The 23,368-nt window shown below is 32.6% G+C and carries 21 protein-coding genes; 17 read left to right on the plus strand and 4 right to left on the minus strand.

All coding sequences use genetic code 11. From position 1 onward, the window contains the following. The first annotated feature begins 45 nt into the window (after positions 1–45). The 12 genes from HMPREF9186_RS01365 (at position 46) to msr(D) (ending at position 13,479) form a co-directional block, all read left to right on the plus strand. A complete protein-coding gene (locus HMPREF9186_RS01365) occupies positions 46–1,029 on the plus strand; it encodes an acetylxylan esterase (RefSeq protein WP_009731040.1) in 984 nt (327 codons plus the stop codon). Positions 1,030–1,549: 520 nt separating this feature from the next. Then, complete coding sequence (locus tag HMPREF9186_RS01370; RefSeq protein ID WP_000763879.1) at positions 1,550–2,557, plus strand: DUF5677 domain-containing protein; 1,008 nt, start codon at positions 1,550–1,552, stop codon at positions 2,555–2,557. 526 nt (positions 2,558–3,083) lie between these two features. Further along, positions 3,084–3,770: a DUF3800 domain-containing protein gene (locus HMPREF9186_RS01375; RefSeq protein WP_000933618.1), complete on the plus strand. Its 687-nt coding sequence runs from the start codon at positions 3,084–3,086 to the stop codon at positions 3,768–3,770. Next, the gene (locus tag HMPREF9186_RS01380; protein ID WP_000097857.1) at positions 3,760–4,281 is read left to right on the plus strand and encodes a hypothetical protein; all 522 of its coding nucleotides are present in this window, start codon (positions 3,760–3,762) and stop codon (positions 4,279–4,281) included. The genes HMPREF9186_RS01375 and HMPREF9186_RS01380 overlap by 11 nt, the downstream gene beginning before the upstream one ends. A 204-nt stretch (positions 4,282–4,485) precedes the next feature. Next, on the plus strand, positions 4,486–4,626 hold the full coding sequence (locus tag HMPREF9186_RS11530) for a hypothetical protein (protein WP_006151551.1): 141 nt from the start codon (positions 4,486–4,488) through the stop codon (positions 4,624–4,626). A 661-nt stretch (positions 4,627–5,287) separates the two neighbouring features. Continuing rightward, entirely contained in the window at positions 5,288–5,917 is a 630-nt protein-coding gene (locus tag HMPREF9186_RS01385) for a TetR/AcrR family transcriptional regulator (RefSeq protein WP_000113543.1), read from the plus strand. Positions 5,918–6,195: 278 nt separating this feature from the next. Further along, positions 6,196–6,936, plus strand: coding sequence for an ABC transporter permease (locus tag HMPREF9186_RS01390; RefSeq protein ID WP_000949747.1), 741 nt, complete (start codon positions 6,196–6,198; stop codon positions 6,934–6,936). A gap of 135 nt (positions 6,937–7,071) precedes the next feature. Beyond that, positions 7,072–7,809, plus strand: coding sequence for an ABC transporter ATP-binding protein (locus HMPREF9186_RS01395; RefSeq protein WP_001244586.1), 738 nt, complete (start codon positions 7,072–7,074; stop codon positions 7,807–7,809). Between the two features lie 2 nt (positions 7,810–7,811). Then, positions 7,812–9,494, plus strand: coding sequence for an ABC transporter ATP-binding protein (locus HMPREF9186_RS01400; RefSeq protein ID WP_009731041.1), 1,683 nt, complete (start codon positions 7,812–7,814; stop codon positions 9,492–9,494). A gap of 628 nt (positions 9,495–10,122) precedes the next feature. Continuing rightward, positions 10,123–10,293, plus strand: a complete 171-nt coding sequence (locus HMPREF9186_RS01405; RefSeq protein ID WP_000873143.1) for a hypothetical protein — start codon at positions 10,123–10,125, stop codon at positions 10,291–10,293. Between the two features lie 385 nt (positions 10,294–10,678). Then, positions 10,679–11,896, plus strand: a complete 1,218-nt coding sequence (mef(A), locus tag HMPREF9186_RS01410) for a macrolide efflux MFS transporter Mef(A) (protein ID WP_000417519.1) — start codon at positions 10,679–10,681, stop codon at positions 11,894–11,896. 119 nt (positions 11,897–12,015) lie between these two features. Beyond that, positions 12,016–13,479 (plus strand): ABC-F type ribosomal protection protein Msr(D), encoded by a 1,464-nt coding sequence (gene msr(D), locus HMPREF9186_RS01415; protein ID WP_009730792.1) that lies wholly within the window; start codon positions 12,016–12,018, stop codon positions 13,477–13,479. Positions 13,480–13,596: 117 nt separating this feature from the next. On the opposite strand, the gene HMPREF9186_RS01420 is transcribed toward msr(D), so the two are convergent. From HMPREF9186_RS01420 to HMPREF9186_RS01435, 4 genes are read right to left on the minus strand one after another with little or no spacing between them, the layout of a single operon-like run. Continuing rightward, complete coding sequence (locus HMPREF9186_RS01420) at positions 13,597–13,896, minus strand: DUF5960 family protein (RefSeq protein ID WP_001072467.1); 300 nt, start codon at positions 13,894–13,896, stop codon at positions 13,597–13,599. Next, a complete protein-coding gene (locus tag HMPREF9186_RS01425) occupies positions 13,883–14,251 on the minus strand; it encodes a hypothetical protein (RefSeq protein WP_000567222.1) in 369 nt (122 codons plus the stop codon). Before HMPREF9186_RS01425 ends, HMPREF9186_RS01420 begins: the two co-directional genes overlap by 14 nt. 12 nt (positions 14,252–14,263) lie before the next feature. Beyond that, positions 14,264–14,599, minus strand: coding sequence for a DinB/UmuC family translesion DNA polymerase (locus tag HMPREF9186_RS01430; RefSeq protein WP_000806926.1), 336 nt, complete (start codon positions 14,597–14,599; stop codon positions 14,264–14,266). Continuing rightward, positions 14,596–14,841, minus strand: a complete 246-nt coding sequence (locus tag HMPREF9186_RS01435; RefSeq protein ID WP_001813542.1) for a hypothetical protein — start codon at positions 14,839–14,841, stop codon at positions 14,596–14,598. The genes HMPREF9186_RS01430 and HMPREF9186_RS01435 overlap by 4 nt, the downstream gene beginning before the upstream one ends. Before the next feature lie 901 nt (positions 14,842–15,742). Here HMPREF9186_RS01435 and HMPREF9186_RS01445 point away from each other — a divergent pair. The 5 genes from HMPREF9186_RS01445 to HMPREF9186_RS01465 are packed head-to-tail and all read left to right on the plus strand — an operon-like array spanning position 15,743 to position 23,094. Next, complete coding sequence (locus tag HMPREF9186_RS01445; RefSeq protein ID WP_009731042.1) at positions 15,743–17,011, plus strand: site-specific integrase; 1,269 nt, start codon at positions 15,743–15,745, stop codon at positions 17,009–17,011. 3 nt (positions 17,012–17,014) lie between these two features. Then, complete coding sequence (locus HMPREF9186_RS01450; protein WP_009731043.1) at positions 17,015–18,865, plus strand: hypothetical protein; 1,851 nt, start codon at positions 17,015–17,017, stop codon at positions 18,863–18,865. After that, complete coding sequence (locus HMPREF9186_RS01455; RefSeq protein WP_009731044.1) at positions 18,862–20,532, plus strand: hypothetical protein; 1,671 nt, start codon at positions 18,862–18,864, stop codon at positions 20,530–20,532. The genes HMPREF9186_RS01450 and HMPREF9186_RS01455 overlap by 4 nt, the downstream gene beginning before the upstream one ends. Continuing rightward, on the plus strand, positions 20,525–21,238 hold the full coding sequence (locus tag HMPREF9186_RS01460; RefSeq protein ID WP_009731045.1) for a hypothetical protein: 714 nt from the start codon (positions 20,525–20,527) through the stop codon (positions 21,236–21,238). Before HMPREF9186_RS01455 ends, HMPREF9186_RS01460 begins: the two co-directional genes overlap by 8 nt. Positions 21,239–21,246: 8 nt before the next feature. Beyond that, a complete protein-coding gene (locus HMPREF9186_RS01465) occupies positions 21,247–23,094 on the plus strand; it encodes a zinc-ribbon domain-containing protein (protein ID WP_009731046.1) in 1,848 nt (615 codons plus the stop codon). Positions 23,095–23,368: the final 274 nt, after the last annotated feature.

Genomic DNA, 23,368 nt, shown 5'->3' on the forward strand with positions numbered 1-23,368 from the left:
ATAGTACATTTTTGGTAGCGATTACACCTACTTAAAGAGGATTTTATGAAAAATCCCAAATTATTAGAAACAATGAAAGATTACAAGGGACGGGATGGAGTTCTGGAAGATTTTGATGCCTTTTGGGATCGATCCTTAGCAAAGATGACTGAACTGCCTGAATACAAGCTTGAAGAACGAGATTTCAGCATTCCAAATGTTCACTGTTATGAATTAAGCTTTAAAGGAACACGAAATGGTCTTGTTTATGCGCGAGTTGTTTTCCCAAAAACAGATCAAAAGGTTCCAGTTATTTTCCATTTTCATGGTTATATGGGCCGTTGTTGGGATTGGACAGACATGCTGCCTTATACACTAGCTGGCTATGGAGTTGTGTCTATGGACGTAAGAGGTCAATCAGGCTATTCAACAGACGGAGATCGCTCACCACTTGGAAATACGGTTAAAGGACAGATTATCCGCGGAGCTGTGGAAGGTCCAGATGAGCTATTTTATAAGGATGTCTACTTAGATCTTTACCAGTTAATAGAAATTGTAGCTAGCTTTCCTCAAGTTGACAACAGCAAACTCGCCAGCTATGGAGCCTCTCAAGGTGGTGCCCTGGCCCTGGTAGCCGCCGGATTGAATCAAAGAATTCAACGAACAGTAGCCATTTATCCATTCTTATCGGATTTTAGACGTGTATTAGAGATGGGGAACACCAGTGAAGCCTATGACGAGCTTTTCCGTTATTTCAAATTCCATGATCCATTCCATGAAACGGAAAACAAAATCATGGAGACATTAGCCTATATTGATGTGAAAAATTTTGCCCATCGCATTAAAGGACAGGTTCATATGATTACAGGATTAGATGATGATGTCTGTTATCCTGTGACACAGTTTGCCATTTATAATCGATTAGAAGGTCAAAAAGAGCATTTAATCATGCCAGAATATGCCCATGAAGCTATGAACGTCCAAGTCAATGATCGTGTGTACAATTGGCTCTGTGGTAGCAAGATTTCCTTTCGATATGTAGAAAAATAAGATACAGAAGAAAAACAATCAGTAGATCCGTGAGATTTGCTGATTTTATTGTGTTTAAAAGGGATCTAGTATAGAAAGCGATACAAAACAGTCCTATAAAAACTAAAAGTTTATGTACAATTGACTTAACTAGAGCTAAACCATTGATACAACTGAATTAGAAGCATAAAGTACATTCTTTAAAAAGTGTACTTTATTTTTATTTTGTACATTATTCTGGAGTGGTATTTTGTATGTTTTCTAGTTCATAACATCATCTGATTTAAGGGATTATTTTGTACATTTTTTACTCTAATAAGTGCAGAAGAAGTGGTGGTTCAATTGTACATTTTTTTAAAACTTATTTATGTTCCTACTTAACACAAGATATAGATTTTTATTTTGTTGATGGTATAATTAATGATAGATGATGCGCTATTTCTAAACGTAAAATACAAGATTTTCTAATTTATTTTCTTTTAGACTAGAAGATTATTGCAATAAATACTATGTATAAACTATTAAAAAGGTAGGAGCTATAATGGCCGATAAATTTGGACAGTTTTTTAAAGATACACTAAAAGAAATTCTCGTAGAACATGTAAAAGAATTAAAAAATCAATCTGAAATTGATAAATTTTATGAAAAATATGAAAAGGCTGATTTTTCAGGATTATATCTAGAAATGATTAATGACACTTCAAATCAAATGGTAAGAGATGCTAAGATGATAATGCATGAGAATACGTTACTGTTTAGAGGAGAGGAAACAGAAATAATTGCAAGAATAGAGCAAAAGTGGTCTAATGCGTTTGCTACATCTGAGACCATGTATATGATGGTTCTTGAATCTGTAAAAGATTATTCTGATTATGTAAATAAAATTGATAACAAGGAGAGAGAAAAATCTATTCATAAATACACAGCCTTAAAATACATACACGGAAGAGGTCTACAACAATTTTTAGAGATAATCACTTTAATGAAAAATGGATTTGCTGATGGTGCGTATTCTAGATGGCGTTCACTTTACGAATTAAATATTATTGCGTCGTTTATTTCAGAATATGGAGAGGAAGTTGCTGAAGCTTATATTTCATCACATAATACAGAAGATCGTTATGAATGGGCAAGAGCTTGTGGTGAATTTAGTCCTAAAAAGAGATATATAAGTTTTGACGATATCAGAAAAAAATCCAATTTCCCATCAGAATTATGGCAACAACCATATCGAATCTCTAATGAAGTCACACATGCATCATCACAAGGCACATTTAATCGATTAGGTCTAATGGACGGGGAAGAGAAAATAAGTGTAGGGCATACTGATTATGGACTAACAATACCTGGTGAACACTCTGCTATAACAATAGCGCAACTTACGGGGTTGCTTTTGATGGTATATCCATCTGGTGATTCTATAATAGCTGCAAAAATGCTAAATAAGTGGATTGATGTGGTAAGAGAGCAATATTTTAAAACACATGACTATATTTTTCCTGATGAACCCAAATTATGGAATAATGAAAAAAATTTAAGTCTAAGATAGATATTTGATAGAATAAAAAAGTACAAAAAATTAAAATTATTTTTATTAAAGACTCAGCAAAACACAATATATTGTTTTTTTTATTTGTATACATAAAGTTTTCATTGAAAATTACTACATGTTAAAACTAAAAAATTTTGTACTTTTCCCGAGACAGTGGATAAACCCTTGATACAACTGAGTTTAAGGAGTAATGTAGACTATTTGAAAAATGTACTTTATTTTATTATGTAAAATTGAAAAAGCTAGAATAACGTTCATCGTGGTATCTATATTGTAGTCCATTAGGAGATTTTTTAATGTATATTTTAGAAGAAAGTTTGGTGAAGTTGATGAAGAGCAAAAGTACATTTTTAGGTATAGAAAAACAGACACCGAAGTAAGATGTCTGTTCTCCAATCTATTTTAGATTATTGTTCTTAAAAATACATACTAATTCTTGAAGAATAATCCTTTGTAAGTCTTAGTTTTACTGGGGGTTCGTGGTATAATAGAATTATTACTACAAAAATTAGGAGTTATTAAGATGCTCAACTTATATTGTGATGAGTCTTGTCATTTGGAAAATGATGGTGAGAGTGTAATGTTAATAGGAGGGATTTCTTGTCCAGACTATGTAAGGAATATTGTCTATAAGGAGATAAAAGAAATAAAAAGAAAACACGGTATTTCTTCACGTTCTGAAATAAAGTGGAGGAAAGTTTCAAATTCTAAAATTACCTTTTATGAAGATCTTGTAAATTATTTTTTTGATAATGAGCATCTTAATTTTAGAGTAGTTATAATAGACAAAAATAAATTAAACCATAAGAAATATAATCAAACCCACGATGATTTTTACTATAAGCAGTACTTTTATTTAGTAAGAAAATTTCTCTTTGAGGATGATGTTAACGTTTTTATAGATATAAAAGACACAAATAGTATTTTAAAAGTTAACAAGTTAAAGAATATTCTTGAAAACTGGAAGCAGTCACCCAAACATATCAAAAATATTCAACAAATTCGCTCTCATGAAAACTCAATAATGCAATTAGCTGACCTATTGATAGGGGCAGTAGCTTATAAAAATAGGAGCTTTGAAAGTAGTTTAGCTAGAATCAGGCTAAGTAATTTAATCTCTAATAGAGCTAAGCATGAGTTAACAACGAATACAAAGTATAACGCAATAAAATTCAATATTTTTAAAATGGAGTTAAGTGATGAGCAGTAACGTAACAGATTTTTGTCCTATCCTTCCTCCGAAGATAACACTTGATCAATTTAATGGTGACTATGCTCTTTATGATGATTTTTTATATGAGAATGTATTTTTAGAGCAATTGTTCAACTTCAAGATAACTTTTAGAGGGAAATTTGTCGAGTTAAAGTCGTATCCGTATTTTGAAGGTAAAGAAGATAGTTATTTTCATCTTACCTGTAAAAATTTTGATATAGATTCAGAAGAACGAGAACCTGATTTAAGAAGGAGCGAAAGATTATGTTGGTTAAGACCTGCAATAGAAACGGATCATAACAAGATTTGCAAACAAGATTGTTTCTTAATATATGAACGACCGTATAAAAAATCTAATAGAATATTTTTATTAGATCCAGTAGATCGCTATTTTATTGTACTTGAAGAAAGACCTAGTTACTATTTATTGATAACAGCATTTTACATACACTATGATAATGTACTTCGAAAGAAACTGAAAGAATACGATAAATATAAAACTAACTGAGAAAAACAGAAAACGTCCCTATGATTAGGGACGTAATCGCAATCTCCTTCAACAACTTGGTCGATGAGTTAACTATATTATACCAAAACTATAAAATATTGCAAGTATTTAATTAACAGACAGCAATAATTTCAGAGATATTCTCCCAAATGTCCAAATGGATATCTCTATTCCCGCATGAAATTTATTTACAAAGAGTACATTATGGACTTACAAGAACTTTACGACAACCTATCAACTGAGTTAAACACTCTTGGTATTCGGTTAGATAAAAATATTTACCAAGGAATGCAAAAAGAATCGCTAAAAGGATTTCTTAGTGACTTTGAGAAGCCGGTGTATTAGGCACACCTTTGAAGTCAACTCAAGGATGTAGAATCTTTGGATAGCTATCAGAGATTGTTAGATGGGACTGATGACCGCCAATCTGATTATGTTAAGCAATCCATTCAGCGCTTTTACACGGAGTTTGTTGAATCAATCAGGGATGAATTATATTAAAGAACACTGATGACAAAAAGTCTGGCAAATTCCTTGTCAGACTTTAACTATATGATTTTAGTAAAGTATATTCTCACTAAAATTCAGGTTTAATAAATTTCCAGTTTTCACTTTGATAGGGTAGACTTTAGGATATTTTTGTTCCAAAAAAAAACTAAAAGTTTATGTACAATTGATTTAACTAGAGCTAAACCATTGATAAAACTGAATTAGAAGAATAAAGTGCACTCATTAAGTAGTGTACTTTATTTTTGTTTTGTACATTTTTTGTTGATGGCTTAATCAATACTACATCTCTATCAGGCAATTCAGACTCCATTTAGTCCTCTAAAACCCATGTTGAGTGTGTATCTTTGCTGGTAAAAGCTTAGAAACCTTGTAGCGAAGTAATAATGAAAAGCCTTTATTATAAAGGTTTTTCATATTCCAATAAAGAACTTGACATTATTAGTTACTTCCACTACAATAGAATTACATACCATTGGTATGATAGAAAGGGACTGGAATGGCAAGAAATAGAAACTCACATGAAACTAGACAAAAAATACTAGAGGTCTCTAAAAATTTATTTTTAGAAAAAGGATTTGATAATACGTCAATACAAGATATCATAGATGGGTTAGGTGGATTAACAAAAGGTGTTATCTATCATCATTTTGAGTCTAAATACGATATACTGCAAACAATCATTAGCGAAAATAATCAAGAAATTTTAAATTATAATTGGAGAGGAAATACTGGGTTAGAAAAGATACAAAATTCTTTGATGGACTCTTTCTCTAATTTTGAACACCAAAGGCTCGTTTACTCTGCCTCAATCATGCTTAGAAGTCCACGTTTGTTAGGAGAGCAGTATCTAGGTCTATTTTCTGATTTTTTACCCGAAATTAGAGAAAAAGTTTACGAAGGAGTTGAAGATGGGTCTATTAAAACAGAATATCCAGAAGAGCTAGCAGATTTAATTGTTTTAACTCTAAATATTTGGATTGGTTTTCAAATTTCCGTTTTTTCATTAGTAGAATTAAAGCGCAAAATGAATTTCATTAAACTTACTTTTGAAGGTCTAGGGGTACAGTTAATTTCTGATGAAATGATGGAGGTGATTTTCAACTTATTTGATCACTTAAAAAAATAGTAAATAAGTAGTCGCATGACATTCTTGTTAATACTAATTTCTATTTATGTATTATCAATTGAATAAACTATATTACATAATTTATAATTTAAAAATAACACACTTAAAGTGTGTTATTAAAAATCCACTATACATACCGTAGGTATGTTTATTTTTCAGTGTAGCCATACCGATAGTATGTATGGTGTAATTGTCTGAAAAATAAGCTAATTTTTAAATATTTGTTGAGATTAGTTTGAATAGTTTACTCTTTATTTACACTTTGGAGGAAAGAATCTATGTTATCGCTTATTAAAATTGAATTAAATAAAATTTCTAAACCTAAATTATTTTTAGCCTGGTTGTGTACTATTTTTATAGTGTTAGGCATTACAGCAATCATTATTATGGGTTTAGGTACTGACAATAAACTAGGAGAATTCGCTGGTCAGGATTCTAATGTTATTAGAGTTACTGGTAAATGGGAAGGCTGGGCAATTGTAGCTTCATTGTTTTCATCTTTATTTACAAAAGCAGCATTTTTGATTTTCGAATCTTATTTATTATCTACGATTATCATTGATGAATTTAAACGAAGAACAATTTTTCAGTTGTTTTCTTACCCTATTTCTAAAATAAAGTTACTATGGGGAAAAATTCTTTTAGTCATCCTAATATCATTTATTGCCCATTTTTCTGCACATTTAGTTATTCAAATATTCATTAGATTCATGGCTGTTGTAACTGAATCTAGTTGTATCCCTGTAGCTAATCAATTAATTAACTTAGCTGGAATTACGTTTGGAACAGTACTAATAGGGTTATTACCATTTGTTTTAGGTATGATTAAGCATTCAACAGCTATAACAATGCTTACAGGACTTGGTTTAGCAGCATTACTTTCGAATGCCAGTCCAGGAAGTTTATCTAATAATATTGCTGATAACTTATTCTTTTTGATATTTGCAAGTTTCATAAGTTTAATGATTACTTCATTTTCAATTTATAATATTTCAAGACAAGATATTAGTATCAAGTAGCATAGCTGAATTTAATTGAAGGAATGTGATAATTCCTTGATGATTTCTATAAAAAAAGAGGCTGTATAAGTTGGTATTTATGCTCCAGGAGAAAAATTCTTTCATTTAAAGCTGGATATAGAAAGAGAGATAGAAATGAGAAATATTGTTGAAATAAAAGAAGTTTTTAAAACAATTGATAAAGAAGAAATTTTAAGTGGTATCAACCTTCAAATTGCTGAAGGAGAAATCTATGGTTTTTTAGGACCGAACGGTGCTGGAAAAACAACGTTAATGAAATGTATGTTAACCTTATCAACAATTACATCAGGTAGTATTGAAATTTTTGGGAAAAATCTACAAGAACACAGAGAAGAAATCCTAAGTCAGATTGGAAGTATTATTGAATCACCAATTTTTTATGATAATTGCACTGCAAAAGAAATTTTGGAAATTCACGCTCAATATATGGGGAAAAATATTATTGAATCAGATATAAAAAAAGCCTTAAGAATGGTCGGCTTAAAAAATACGACTAAAAAAGTAAAAGATTTTTCGTTAGGAATGAGGCAAAGGCTTGGTTTAGCTCGTGCCTTTCTAACAAAACCTAAATTGTTAATTTTAGATGAGCCAATCAATGGTTTAGATCCAATAGGGATTCAAGAAATTCGAAATCTTTTGTTGTCGCTTTCTAAGGAGCATGGAATTACTATTCTAATATCGAGTCATATATTATCGGAAATTTCACAGATAGCAGATAAAATTGGCTTTATCAAAAATGGAGAAATTGTAGAACAGGTTTCTATGAAAGAGATTAGGAGAGAGAATATTGACTTAGAAGAATATTTTATGTCACATTTTCTAAATGAAATTAAGAATTATGAGGTAGATTAAGGATGAAACAATTGATAAAGAACCATCAGAAGGCTTTTTATGCTTTCATGATATTTAATATACTGGTCCCTTTAACTAATATTGCTTTTGCTTATTCTATTAAAGGTATTATTGATAGTGGCATGTCCCAAAATAAAGAAGCCTTAACTCAAGCGGTACTAGTAGGAGCTACTGTTATTTTCATCTATGCAGCACTCAACTTTATATCTCTTCGATTGAGAAATAAACTTGTTAGGCAAATCATGTCAAGATACAAAAACAAGGTGTTCCAATCTATTTTAGATAGGGATTATAGAGACTTTTCTAAAGAAAAATCAGGGAAATTTATTTCCGTATTAACCGAAAATATGAAGAAAATTGAGCAAGATTATCTATACCAGTATTTTAATATTTCAAAAAACCTTTCCTTAATGATTTTTTCACTTCTAACTATGTTTATAGGTAATTGGTTTTTGACCTTATTAGTTATCATTGCTAGCATCATTCCGATGATGATTTCAGGATTTATTGGACAAAAATCAGCCTCTTTACAAAATAGAGCTATGGTTGCCGATCAGAAGTATTTAGCTAAGGTTAAAGATATTTTAGCAGGATTTCTTGTTATTAAAAGTTTTAATGTGAAAGATGCTATCTGTGAGGATTATAGTCATGAAAGTGAAAAATTTGATGAAATAAATTTTATAAAAGGGAAATTTGACGTTTTAACTAATGTTATTTCACAGCTTTCAGGGATGATTGTTTTTTTGGTAGCCTTTGGTGGAGGGATGTATCTCGTATTTAATAGCTCTACCACAATTGGGAGTGTAACAGCTATTGTTCAACTGGTCAATTTTGTAGTAATGCCACTGAATGAAGTTGGAATGGGAATAAGTAAATTTCGTGAAGGTCAGGCAACACTAGATGCATTTGAGGTAAAAGATGTAACTGAGCTTCAGACTGGTGAAACAAAAGAATATTTCGATGATGTTATTTCTTTTTCAAATATAGACTTTTCTTACCCTAATACTAAAGAAAAAATTTTTAACCATTTATCTTTGAAGATTCAAAAAGGAGAAAAAATTGCAATTGTTGGAATGTCAGGGAGTGGGAAATCAACTTTGCTCAATCTATTACTGCGTTTTTACGATGTAACAAGTGGGCACATCTCCATTGATAATATAGATTTGCAAGCTATTTCAGCAGAGAGCCTTTATAACTTAATGACAATTGTTCAACAAGACGTTTATATCTTTGATGATACTTTAAGAGCAAATATTACTCTTAATCAATCCTTCACTGATGAGGAAATAAAGCAAGCTGTACAGCAGTCGGGTTTAGAAAGTTATGTTTTAGAAAATGAATCTGGTCTACAAACTTTATGTGGAGAGAATGGCTCAAATCTATCTGGCGGACAAAAACAAAGAGTTAGTATTGCGCGTGCCTTGATTCGAAAAACACCAATCTTATTATTGGATGAGGCTACTTCATCTTTGGATAATCAAGTAACTACTGAAATTGAAAGTTCAATCTTGGATATTCAAAATTTGACTGCACTTGTAGTAACCCACAAGTTGAATGAGAACATTTTGAAAAAATACGATAGAATTCTCTTTATGAAAGATGGCGTTATTGTTGAAGATGGTTCTTTCAGTGATTTGATGGATAGGAGAGGTGAGTTTTATAAGTTGTTTGAGTTGAGTGTGTAATTCTCTTTCATTTTATAGTATAATTTTATAAAACACTCTATCCTTTTCGTTCTATAATATATAAGCTTGCTAGCACCACATGTTGAGGCGGTAAGTTTGCTAGTCAAGGAGTAAAACGACGAAGATTAGCATTTACTTCCGCCCATGCGATAGCTGTCCGTGATTGACAAGTGCTAGCACGCAGACAGAACGGAGATAGCGAACCGCTGAGTGTGTCGCTCTGCTCGTAAAAGCTTAGAAACCTTTGAACGAAAGGGATAATGAAAGCCTTGATTGCAAGGCTTTTTGCTTTATGGTGGGTAAGTATCAGAGTGAGAAAATTTTTGGAATGAGTAGAAGTGATAGCTAGAAATTATCAGTTTCTATTTCCATTTACCCTGTGGGTACGTGTTTGTTTCCATTGACAAGGAGTTTGTGGGAATAGAAATGTACCCACCTTGTTTGAATCAAGTGAAGTGTAGTTGAAGGAAATCTGTTGAAAGCAATACTTCATTTTACCGAATAAGTAATAATTTAGGCAACTTCAAATCGATTAAAAAAAACTATTTTAAAGGTTAAGAGTAGACAAAAATTGTCCACTCTTTTTTGCAAACTCAATTTATCAATAAATGAAATGAGGGAATGTAAAATGAAATATTTTGAGGTTGAGTTAGAAAATCCTGATGAATTTTTAAAACTACAAACAGAAGATTTTGTGAAAGCTAATCGCTTGCTACTAAGGAAGATAATCCAGAGCGTTACAGTCTATGAAGAAAACTTCGTCATATCCTTTAAATCTGGCATCGAATTGGAAGTATGAGTCTCATTCCATAACTTTTATATTGAACATATCATCTTGTTGTGTTATACTGTAAATTGATATAAACAAAGATGTAGGAGGAACCGAAACTATGACAGCCTCAATGCGTTTAAGATAAGCTGGCAATAAAAAAAGCAGAATCTATACCCGATGATAGGCTTTTTTGTTGTGCTTATTTATACGATATTGAGCATTCATTAGTTACGGTGAGGATATTGGTTATTTAACTATACCTTTATTTAACTATGTCTTTAATATGAATGTTTCCAAATTGTATGTATGCAGACCAAAAGCCACATTGTGGGGTTTGGCCTGCATTTTTTATTGCCTAGAATGCTATTCAAAATAGAAATTCAAGCAAAATAATATGCAGGAGATAATATAAATGGAAAAATACAACAATTGGAAACGAAAATTTTATGCAATATGGGCAGGGCAAGCAGTATCATTAATCACTAGTGCCATCCTGCAAATGGCGATTATTTTTTACCTTACAGAAAAAACAGGATCTGCGATGGTCTTGTCTATGGCTTCATTAGTAGGTTTTTTACCCTATGCGATTTTGGGACCTGCCATTGGTGTGCTAGTGGATCGTCATGATAGGAAGAAGATAATGATTGGTGCCGATTTAATTATCGCAGCAGCTGGTGCAGTGCTTGCTATTGTTGCATTCTGTATGGAGCTACCTGTCTGGATGATTATGATAGTATTGTTTATCCGTAGCATTGGAACAGCTTTTCATACCCCAGCACTCAATGCGGTTACACCACTTTTAGTACCAGAAGAACAGCTAACGAAATGCGCAGGCTATAGTCAGTCTTTGCAGTCTATAAGCTATATTGTTAGTCCGGCAGTTGCAGCACTCTTATACTCCGTTTGGGATTTAAATGCTATTATTGCCATCGACGTATTGGGTGCTGTGATTGCATCTATTACGGTAGCAATTGTACGTATACCTAAGCTGGGTAATCAAGTGCAAAGTTTAGAACCAAATTTCATAAGGGAGATGAAAGAAGGAGTTGTGGTTCTGAGACAAAACAAAGGATTGTTTGCCTTATTACTCTTAGGAACACTATATACTTTTGTTTATATGCCAATCAATGCACTATTTCCTTTAATAAGCATGGAACACTTTAATGGAACGCCTGTGCATATTTCTATTACGGAAATTTCCTTTGCATTTGGGATGCTAGCAGGAGGCTTATTATTAGGAAGATTAGGGGGCTTCGAAAAGCATGTATTACTAATAACAAGTTCATTTTTTATAATGGGGACCAGTTTAGCCGTTTCGGGAATACTTCCTCCAAATGGATTTGTAATATTCGTAGTTTGCTGTGCAATAATGGGGCTTTCGGTGCCATTTTATAGCGGTGTGCAAACAGCTCTTTTTCAGGAGAAAATTAAGCCTGAATATTTAGGACGTGTATTTTCTTTGATCGGAAGTATCATGTCACTTGCTATGCCAATTGGGTTAATTCTTTCTGGATTCTTTGCTGATAAAATCGGTGTAAATCATTGGTTTTTACTATCAGGTATTTTAATTATTGGCATTGCTATAGTTTGCCAAATGATAACTGAGGTTAGAAAATTAGATTTAAAATAAACAATATTGGAGGAATATTTATGTATCTTATTTTCATGTAACTCTTCCTGCTAAAATCGCAGGGTTTTCCCTGCATACAAGCAAATGAAAGCATGCGATTATAGACAGGAGGAAATGTTATGGAATTAATAATAAAAGCAAAAGACATTCGTGTGGAATTCAAAGGACGCGATGTTTTAGATATAAATGAATTAGAAGTATATGATTATGACCGTATTGGTTTAGTAGGAGCAAATGGTGCTGGAAAAAGCACTTTACTCAGGGTACTTTTAGGAGAATTAACTCCCCCAGGATGTAAAATGAATCGTCTGGGTGAACTTGCCTATATTCCCCAGTTGGACGAAGTAACTCTGCAGGAGGAAAAAGATTTTGCACTTGTAGGCAAGCTAGGTGTTGAGCAATTAAATATACAGACTATGAGCGGTGGTGAAGAAACAAGGCTTAAAATAGCACAGGCCTTATCGGCACAGGTTCATGGTATTTTAGCGGATGAACCTACGAGCCATTTAGACCGTGAAGGAATTGATTTTCTAATAGGACAGCTAAAATATTTTACAGGTGCACTGTTAGTTATTAGCCATGACCGCTATTTTCTTGATGAAATAGTAGATAAAATATGGGAACTGAAAGATGGCAAAATCACTGAGTATTGGGGAAACTATTCTGATTATCTTCGTCAGAAAGAGGAAGAACGTAAGAGCCAAGCTGCAGAATACGAACAATTTATTGCGGAACGTGCCCGATTGGAAAGGGCTGCGGAGGAAAAGCGAAAACAGGCTCGTAAAATAGAACAGAAGGCAAAAGGTTCTTCAAAGAAAAAAAGTACTGAAGACGGAGGGCGTTTAGCTCATCAAAAATCAATAGGAAGTAAGGAAAAAAAGATGTATAATGCTGCTAAAACCCTAGAGCACAGGATTGCGGCCTTAGGAAAAGTAGAAGCTCCGGAAGGCATTCGCAGAATTCGTTTCAGGCAAAGTAAAGCATTGGAGCTCCATAATCCATACCCTATAGTCGGTGCAGAAATTAATAAAGTATTTGGGGATAAGGCTCTGTTTGAAAATGCATCTTTTCAAATTCCGTTAGGAGCAAAAGTGGCGTTAACTGGTGGTAATGGAATCGGAAAAACAACTTTAATCCAAATGATCTTAAACCATGAAGAAGGAATTTCTATTTCGCCTAAGGCAAAAATAGGTTACTTTGCACAGAATGGTTACAAGTACAACAGTAATCAGAATGTTATGGAGTTTATGCAGAAGGATTGTGACTACAATATATCAGAAATTCGTTCAGTGCTAGCATCTATGGGGTTCAAACAGAACGATATTGGAAAAAGTTTATCTGTTTTAAGCGGTGGAGAAATTATAAAATTGTTGCTTGCTAAAATGCTCATGGGTAGATATAACATCCTAATAATGGATGAACCCAGTAACTTCCTTGACATACCAAGTTTAGAGGCTTTGGAAATACTAATGAAGGAGTACACCGGAACTATCGTGTTTATCACCCACGATAAACGATTACTCGAAAATGTAGCAGATGTAGTTTATGAAATTAGAGATAAGAAAATAAATCTGAAACATTAAATTTAAGGTAGTCGCTGGTCAGTATAGTCTGTTCTGGTTGGCGACTCCATTGTTAAAGAGTATAAAGACTTTAGATTTTATGAATATTAAAAATAGGAACAGTCAATTGAACTGCTCCTATTTTTCTGCTAAATATATTGTAGTTTTCTTATATGTATAATGATAGATTAGCGGATTCTCATCTACGGTACTTACTTCAAATATGAAGAAGTGATCGCGGTTATCTCTGGACTTTTCCTTATTGAGGACAAAGTAATTCTTACGTGAAGTCGCCATTGTTTTTAGGATATCATCAGTTAGGAAGGTCAATGGAATATTCATGTTAGAGTAGCGGTAGAAGTCACGTTCAAAATCTTGGTAGCTCTCGCTATAATAGTCCATTTGTAGGTGATTACGCTGAAACTCAAGCTGATTCATAGAGCACCTCCTCGACAAGTTCAATACTAATAATGTCTTTTAATTTCAAATTGATGTGACCTGTTGTAGTTTTTATCAAAATGAAATCTTTGGTCAGACTTGGTATTGTTCCAGTGTAGGAAACACGCTTGTTTTTTTCAATCACTTGAATGCGTGTGCGTAGCTGCCCGGCGTATACTTGACTGAGGAGTAATAATTTCTTCTCTAGTGATAAGTCAGACATGTACGTTACTTTGTTTGTATCATCAGAGAGTGCTGATGCATGTTCAGATAGGAAAAAGCCCATCCATTTTTGCATCTTTGTATCCTGGTACTCTCTTGCTGATTGAAATGGTAAATATGAACGGTCAATCATATCAAATCCTTTCTATGCAGAGGCAAGGGTATTTTTATCAAATTGAATCGTAAAACCTTGAATTCCCCCACCTGTGTAACATTCTTTAAAGCGATTGATTACCTCAGTATAGATTATCACAGATGAGCTTGTTGGCTTAATGCTAAATGTAAATTCCAATGGTAATCGGTTTTCAGATTTAGCATGTACTAGTCGTATCGATATTTCAGTTGTTTTGAGTTTTCTCTGACGAAGTTTTGAAGTTGCTGTTTCAACGATTCCATGTAAAAATCTTTCAAGCATTTCAATATCATTACATCCTTTGCTACGGATTTCTGAAAATTGTACTGTATTTTTTTCTTGTTTCATTTTAATCCCTCCAATCCACCCGCGGAATGACCACCGATAAGTTTACTGCGTTCAATATTTCTGGAACCTTCAGTTAGGACGGTTCCTTTTTGTATGGCTAAAAAACCAAACTGTTCTCTGACAACATCAATAGCTGTCTGAAGTCTATTATCTTTTTCAATTTGTTCTACATCATCAAAGAGTGATAGTAGAGTATAGCTTTCATCTACGAAGCCACTATAAGATACACCAATTTGTCTCACTGCACCAGAGGTGTATTTTTTCGGAATAATACAAGTACATGACTCACCATTGTTTTGGGGAGATTTGCGGGTTCAATTTTATTCTGAGCATTTATAGATTTTTTCATCTCAGTCCTAGAATAGCCAATATGAATAGAAACGACAGTAGTCAATACTAGGGCTACTGTTCCGTTCCACAGTATCATTTAAAAATCATTTTCACACCCTTTCGTCTATTAGTATAGAAGAAAGCTCTCAGCACATGAGGAGAAATCATGAGGGATATTCTCAGTTGAATAAGTAAGAGTATAATCTACATCTCCAAAGTAGGAGTGGCCAGTTCCAGCAGAAAGACCTTCATAGGTTTTATAACTGAATAGATCGACTTACTTTGTTGTCGAATTTTTCCTGTTCTTCAAGTAATTCTGAGGAATAGACGACAACTTTAAAATCAAATAAGCTAAAAACGCTCTAAAATCATTAAATTGATATTAAAGTGTTTTTTATTGTCAAAATATACAATTGAAAAAATTTCCAGCTTTTTTAAAATCACTATCTCAGATGACAATTTAATCAAAATATGATATAATACAGAAAAAGTAAAAATAACAAAAGTAACTTACAAAAGTAAAAGAAAAAAAGTAAATAGATAGCCACGGCGGATATTCCTTTCATCGTTTAGAAGGAGTTGCTGTGGTTATCGTTGTTGCTGAGCTAATTAATTGCTCTTATTACTTTGATGAAGTTACTTTTATTATTGAATTAATTTAAATAATAATAACGATCAATGAAAGTACTCATCGATATTCCCTTTATGCAGTTTAGAGCACAAAGGAAAATGGTACTGATTTGATCGTTTTTTTGTGTATTGACATCCTAAACCCCAGTCAGAACCTTCAGTCATATTAAACAAGGAGATAACATGAGATTTGTTGTATATAAACATTCACTGGTTTTAGGTGATAACAACATCGTGACAAAGCAATTTATCGTTCTGAAACACGATGACGGCAACTTACAATTTACTGATTTTCATCGTTATGTTAAATCTACTTCAAGAATCAAGTCGATTTCAGATGATGGGAATAAACGCTTTTCTTACGTTGTTAAGTTTCTTAATTTCATATTTGGTACTCTTGGACTTAAAAGTGTAGATCAACTTACACTTGAGATGGTCAGAGAGTTTTTTACGCTTTATGGATTATCTCAGTTACCTGAAGATAGCGGGAAAAGAAAGAAAAGCACTGTTGAAAAATGCGTAAATGCAATTCTCTACTTCTTAACTCTTTATTTAAGTGAGCGAGAGGGAAAGGCTAAGTTAAAAGCAGAAGAATTGTATACTACGACAACTTTTACGAATAGTAGAGGACGGGTTATAAAGCGTAAAGAACCAAATTTTGAAATCTACGTGGATGATAGCAACACTGAGAAAGCTATTTTTCGCGATATGCCAAATAGTGCTTTTGAGATGTTGTTTTCTCACATTGCACACTATCATAAGGATTTACTCATGGTTGTGGCCTTGGGGGCCTTTGTTGGCTTAAGACCATCAGAAGCATGTAACGTAAGACGTGAAGATAGTCCTCTAGGACCAGGTATTTTATTTCACCAAAGTGATGGTCAAGTATTTAAGATTGAGATCGATCTACGAAAAGAAATACCTCTTAGAAGCGATTTAAAGCCGACTGGACGGATTAAAAAGGAAAGACTTCAAGCAGTACCTTATATCTTCTTGGAGGTCTTTTTAGACACTTATAACGACTATATGAGTTATCTGGAAGGTAAGAAGTATGAGAAGGACTATGGGCCATTAAATCTTAACAGACGAGGAAAAGCATTATCATACGATGTATACTATCAACGTTTTCGTAAGATTATTCGTGAAGAGATGATCCCAATCTTCTTAAAGTCCGATGATGCAGAGGTTGTTTTCTTCGGTCAACTTTTACAGGAACATAATATTTCCCCACATATTTTCAGACACTGGTACACGACACAGTTAGTCTTATCTGGGGTTTCTGAGATTAGTGAACTCATGTCTGCAAGAGGTGATAAATCTCCTGAGAGTGCTTGGGTTTACCTGCAAAATAAAGGTGAAATCGCAAAACAATATGGTCAAGTTAACAATGGCGTTTTTGACTATATGAATTGGCAAGCAAATGAACTTTTTGGTGATAAGTTAGAAAGGTAATGTATGACTTATTCAATTAAATCTTTGATTGAAAATCTGTTAAGTGAACTCGGAAAAAACGATATACAGTATAAAGGCAAAATTAGTAAGTTTTTAGTTGATAACAATTGGTTTAACATAGAAATTGATTTGGATAACTATTCTATCTCAGATAAAGAGGCTCAATTATTAATAGAAAAAATAACCAATTATCTTCTTGGACCAACTGGTTTAGCAGGAATTCAGCCTATATTTAAACAAAAATTCCCATTAACTTACAAATATTTTCAGCAATACTCAGAAGATAGCAACTTATCTAAAGAAAACATCTTTTATGTTCAAGATTTTCTTGCTTATTATCTAAAAAGAGATTTATTCCTCTGTAATGATAATGAAATTGAATTGTTGGTTGAAGAAGCAGTATATGCACTTGAAAAGCAAAAAGGCGAAGTTTTTATTGATTTTTTAAAGTGGTTAATGAATAAAACGAGATGTAACTATCACAAAAGATATGAATTTACACCTCGATACACATTAGAACAGGAGACTAACGCTTATGAGTTAGACGAATATTTAGAATTACTGTATTTTCTTTTTAATGACGATTACATTAGAAAAGAAGATATGCTTTATAAAGCAGCAATCTCAAAAGACTACGCAGATACATGGCTATTTCTAGCACTTCATTTTATATGTGCGCTACGTGGAACAGATTTAGAACAACTTGGGCATCCACAACTTCCTAGAACACCAAAAGAAGTTCTAAAATCAGTTAGAAGTGGGGATTGGAGTAGCAGTGAGGCAAGAAGAACTCTTTTAAGTATTACAACTCGTTTAACTTATTTAAATATTACTCCAAACAAAACAAAGGGAACTAAAAATATTAGTCAGATTAAATTTCAGGTCCCTGAGAGCTGTCAAGTATTGATTGGAACGTTGTTGGCTATCTGTGAAGCTCATTATCAGTTGAATAAAGATAATAATAATGAACCTTTAATTCGACAAATAAAAGAATATAAACGAATTAGCCGATATATGGGGAAAGAAATTGGAGACTTATTTCTTGAAAGGAATTTTAGTTCTAGATCTGCAAATAAATCCTATCTTCAAACTGTTGCCATGTTAGCAGATGATGTTTTGCAAGAAAAATCTGAGTTAAATATTAAAGGCTATTTTTTAGCTGCATTAGCCCGTAGCCATAAAGGTTCATTCGATGAATTTGCTCAAACCACAACAACGTACCTAAAAGATGCCCAACTAAGTCAGCTTAAACCAGAAATGGTTGCGAGAGAACTATTTGAACGAGGTGTTTTATCTATGATTCCATCAATGCTCCTGACGATTGTTACTAGAGGAAAGTATAAAGAATTAAGTCCTAGTCAACAAACTCAGATGATTAAACAGTTAGATTTGACACCAAATGAGATCGAAAAAACATTGGCTTTAAGTATTCAGGCAGAAGTGAAATCGCAAAAGGCATTAAAGATTTTGGTAGAAGAAGAAGCAGAGCCTAATCAACTTCTTACTATTTGTCATCGTATAGGAAACGGTGAAGCCTTCTCAAAACAGGGTGAAAGCATGTGTCTTTTGTCTGCACTTGGAAAGATTTGTCCATATGACGATAGACAACATTGCATAGGTTGTCATTATGAACTACAAACTAAATCTACTTTATTGTTATTAGTAGGAGAATTCAATCGTTTGAACAAACAATACTCTAGAGTTCGAACTGATTTAGAAAAAGGTAAAATTCGGAGTATTTTAGAAGAACAAATAAAACCTTGTTTAACTGAAATGTTGCAAGCTTTATGCGAGCAATATGGGGATGACGTGTTGCATGATTACGAAGAAATAATAAAGGAGTTAATAAATTGAACAATCAAGCTAAACTTTTTAAAACTGAAAATTATTTTGAACCATTTAACTGTGATTGTGTTCTGCGAGCAAAAGAAGTTTTCGATGATTATTTTGAAAAAGGAATTATTCTAAGTTACGATTTTGATCATAAGAAATGGGAAACTACAAATGAATATGCCAATATTAGCCTGTTTTTTAACATTCCTGAGTTTCAATATAGGAGATTTTATCAATCAATTTTTCAGTTGCCTTATAAGGAATTTATCGATTACTTAAAAAGTTTTATTGTTTTCTCAATGAAACAACATGTTTTAGAAACTTTACAGCTATTTCTAAGAGATATTAAACGTATTATCAAAAATACAACCAAAGATACGTTTTTAGATTTAGAAAATATCTCTGTAATATTTCCTGGTTTATGTATTGACTTTTTCTCAAATCTTCCCTGTTCAGATGATATTCAACTAAGTCAACTATTGGAGCAATTGGATAATAAATTAACTCTCAACCTTCAAAAAAGGCAGAAGTCAAAACAGCAAAGACAATTAGCGCAATTTCAATCCTATTTTACTTTTAATGACATTTTAAATGATTATTGGTCTCAAACATTATCTAAGAAAGAACGTCTATTTTATTATCCATTGTATCTCTGGTGGCAGATTACAGCAATTTTACCTTTAAGGCCAAGAGAATTTCTTTTAATACAAAGAAACTGTTTAACCGAGAAAGATGGAAAATATTTTCTTACATTAAGGAGAAATATAATCAAAGGAAGGGATCGACTTGTTGCACATAAAATTTCTGAAGATTATACTTTGAATACTTATGAAATTACTAATTCATTAGCTTCTGAAATAAAGACTTACCTCAAACTTACGGAAAATGATAATTCTACTAAATTAGATACATTATTTGTGACTGATCCTCATTATAACCGTTGGGGTCGTCGAACAGGTGTTAATAACCGATTTTTAACTTACACTAATCTCAATACTATTTTGAGGTATTTTTTTAATGAGATTATTTCTCAAAAATACGGTTATCAAGTTAATTATTTTAGTTTTCCAGCTAGATTAGATGAAAACGAGATTAATTTGATTCATATTGGGGATACGAGACACATTGCAATGATCAATTTAATTGCAGAAGGGGCTAGTCCTGTTACAGCTATGCTTTTAGCTGGTCATGAAGATGTGACAACTTCATCTCACTATTTTTCAAATTTAAGCCAATTTATTGAATGTCGTAGTTATCAAATGTATCGTAAACTAACGAGTAAGAATACGAATTACACCATAAGTAAGAGACAGCCATTTTATACAGCACAAGGACAATACATCACTTTAGAAAATAAAGGACGGTGTTACTCACCCCGCTTTGCGAAAGGTGATTATTCAGATTGTCTGAAAGTTATTAGTGAGCATGCAGAACTAGGTGCTTGTACGAGCTGCCCTTTTTACCGTAAAGCAGGTAAAGATTATTTTTCAATGGATAAAACATTTAAAAAGTCAGTTGATGAAAAAGCTATGGTTGTAGATGAAGCGATTAGAAAAGTTAGGCAAGGGAAAGGTCATATTGAAGATATTGGAGAAGCTTTGTTGAAATTAAAAACAGTTAGCAATACCTATCAAGATTACTTAAATGCTAAACAACTATCTTTAGAGGAGAATAAGTCTAATGGCTAGAAAGAAATCAATTTCTGATGATGAATTGATTCATTTGTTTGAACAGTATTTAATTTCCCAGTGTTCCTGTGATTTAAGCTTGGTAAAAATCCCTCGGTTTGGTGACTATGTTAGGAATCATGGCTATCAAAATGTTGCGGATACAACCATTAGACGTAATAAAAGATTCAGGGATTTTTTAAAAGAAAGTGAAATTAAATACCAAGATGAAAATTATGAAGCTGTAATTACTTATAAGACCATAGATCCTGACAATTTTATGGCAAAAAATCGTGCTCCAGGTGCTATGAAAAGAGCATTGGTGGAAATTAGCCAATACTACAAGAAAATAGCAAACATTGCGGCCAGCTATAAACAAGAAGCAGATAAGTTACGTAGTTTAAATTCTGAACTACAGTCAACTAATGAAGATTTAAAACAGAAGCTACAAAGAGAAAATGAGTTAAGTGATGAGAATCAAAAACTATTACAAATAATCAAAACAAGTGTCTATCCAGAAATTGCGAATGAGCTTTTAAAAGAAGAAGGATTGTTAAAATATTCTCAAAAGGTTATCAGTGAGGATTTCCTAGCAGACAATATCATCACCGCTGATTCAGAAATAGATTTTCATTCTGGTGGTCTTATTGAACAAGAAAATCCTCAAAAATCAACTAAAGTGGTTTCTATTAAAAACTTACTAGACAGCAAAACTAATTATAAATGAGGAAAGAAATGAACAAGAAAGTTAAAGATAATCCAGCTATTTACATGTACTGGGATCAAAAACGAAATGTTCTTGACCCCAAAAAATTATCGTCAAATAGTTTAAAATATGCCTATTGGTCTTGCCCTTATTGTCAACACCATTGGGAAGCGAAAATCATTGATGTGCAGCTTGACAGTTATGAATATCTTAGGTGTTGCCCCCATTGTGGATTAGGTGAACGTTCCATTGATGAAAATGAGAGCGTCCTTCAGGTTTATCCCGATTTCAGAAATTATATAAACTACAGCATTGAGCAAGATGAAGAATTAGATGAGAAACTTCTTACCTTGCCGTTCAATAGTAAAAGAAAATTCAATTTTAAATGTCCGACGTGTCAATTAAGTTGGAAAGATTCTGCGACAAATAAGAGGTTATTTCAACTAACAAGTGGGGATTTATTTCATTTTGGCTGCAATGAAACTTCCTATCATTGCGATTACAAATCAATTTATCCAAATTTAGCTAAAATCTATAGCGAACATTTAAACAAATTTAAATTTAACGAACTGAAGCTGAGTTACAATATAACAGTACCTATCCATTGGGAATGTGATAAGTGTCATTGCAAATTTGAATTATCTATTGATAGATTATTGAACCGAATTAAAAGAAGTGGTCATTACTGTTTGGAGTGTCATTCTTCATTTGAAGAGTTATTGGATAAAGATTTTGATGTTTCTCCTCTATCTTTTTTAAATTCTTCCATGCTCAAGGAGTGGTCTAAAAGGAACAATAATACACCTAATCAAGTTGATGTATTATCTAATGTTCATGTGTTATGGGAATGTACGAATTGTCACGGAGAGTATTCATGCTCACTATTTGAAAAAACAGATAGGTCTTGTCCATTTTGTTCAAATAGAGAAAAACTTCAGGATTTTAATACACTAAATGAAACACATCCCTATTTGAGGGAATTTTGGGACCTCAGTAATGAAAGGGATTTTTCCGAATATTGGTTTAAGTCAAATAATGTAGTTAGTTGGGTTTGTCCTTGTTGTAAAATCAACTTTCAATGTAGCCCAGCCGAAATGATCAGTCGAACCGATTTAGAAAATCAAAACTTTCAAACATGTCCCAATCAATGTGACTGGAGGACTGAGGTATTTAAAAATAATATTTTCCTTAAAGAACCAAAACTCATCAAAGAATGGAGCGATAAAAATAAAATTCCTATTCATTTATCTCAGACAACAATAGAAACGAAAAAATATTGGTGGGATTGTTCAAAGTGTAATGGGACATATTTATGTTCTATCCCAATTCGAAGAGAAGTTTCTCAGTGTTGTCCTTTCTGTAACAACGATAAGCCTCTGAATGGGTATAATACATTTGATTATTTATACCCTGAACTAGCAAAATTGTGGGCACCAAATAATAAAGTCTCAATAGATAGTTTTGTTCCATTATTAACTGAAAAAAGGTTTTATTTATGGCGCTGCAGAGAATGTAACTTCGAATTTCATGAGCGCTTCAGCATTATATTAAATAAGTATTTAAATTCCGAGACAAAAGATCTTAAAGAAATGTGTCCATTTTGTGCAGAATTAAAAGAAAGACAAGATAATATCTCATTTGAAGATTTGATGAACGAGTGGGACTATCTTAACAATCTTATTCTAGGGGATCCAGAAAGAATCCCAAATAATACGCAATTAAGATTTTGGTGGATTTGTAAGAATAATCCAGAGCATCGTTATAGAATGGCTATTGTAGATAAGATTGCAAATGTAAAACGATCTATCGAGCCATGCATGTTTTGTAAAGGGCGTAGACGAAAAAGAGAACATTTTGTCCCTTATAGGAAAATTTAAAAACAAGTTCAAATTTGAACTTGTTTTTTTATCATAGATTTTTATAAAGTACATTATTTTAAAAGATTGTATTTTTAGTTTTCAAGTAGATAATGTACAGAATTTAAGTATGCGAAAGATTTAGTTTTCGCGGGAATAAAGTACATTTTTTGCTCAAAAAAAAATTTTTGTTAACTAAAAAAAACTAAAAGTTTATGTACAATTGACTTAACTAGAGCTAAACCATTGATACAACTGAATTAGAAGCATAAAGTACATTCTTTAAAAAGTGTAC

It is taken from the genome of Streptococcus sp. F0442, from assembly GCF_000314795.2.
Lineage (GTDB): Bacteria > Bacillota > Bacilli > Lactobacillales > Streptococcaceae > Streptococcus.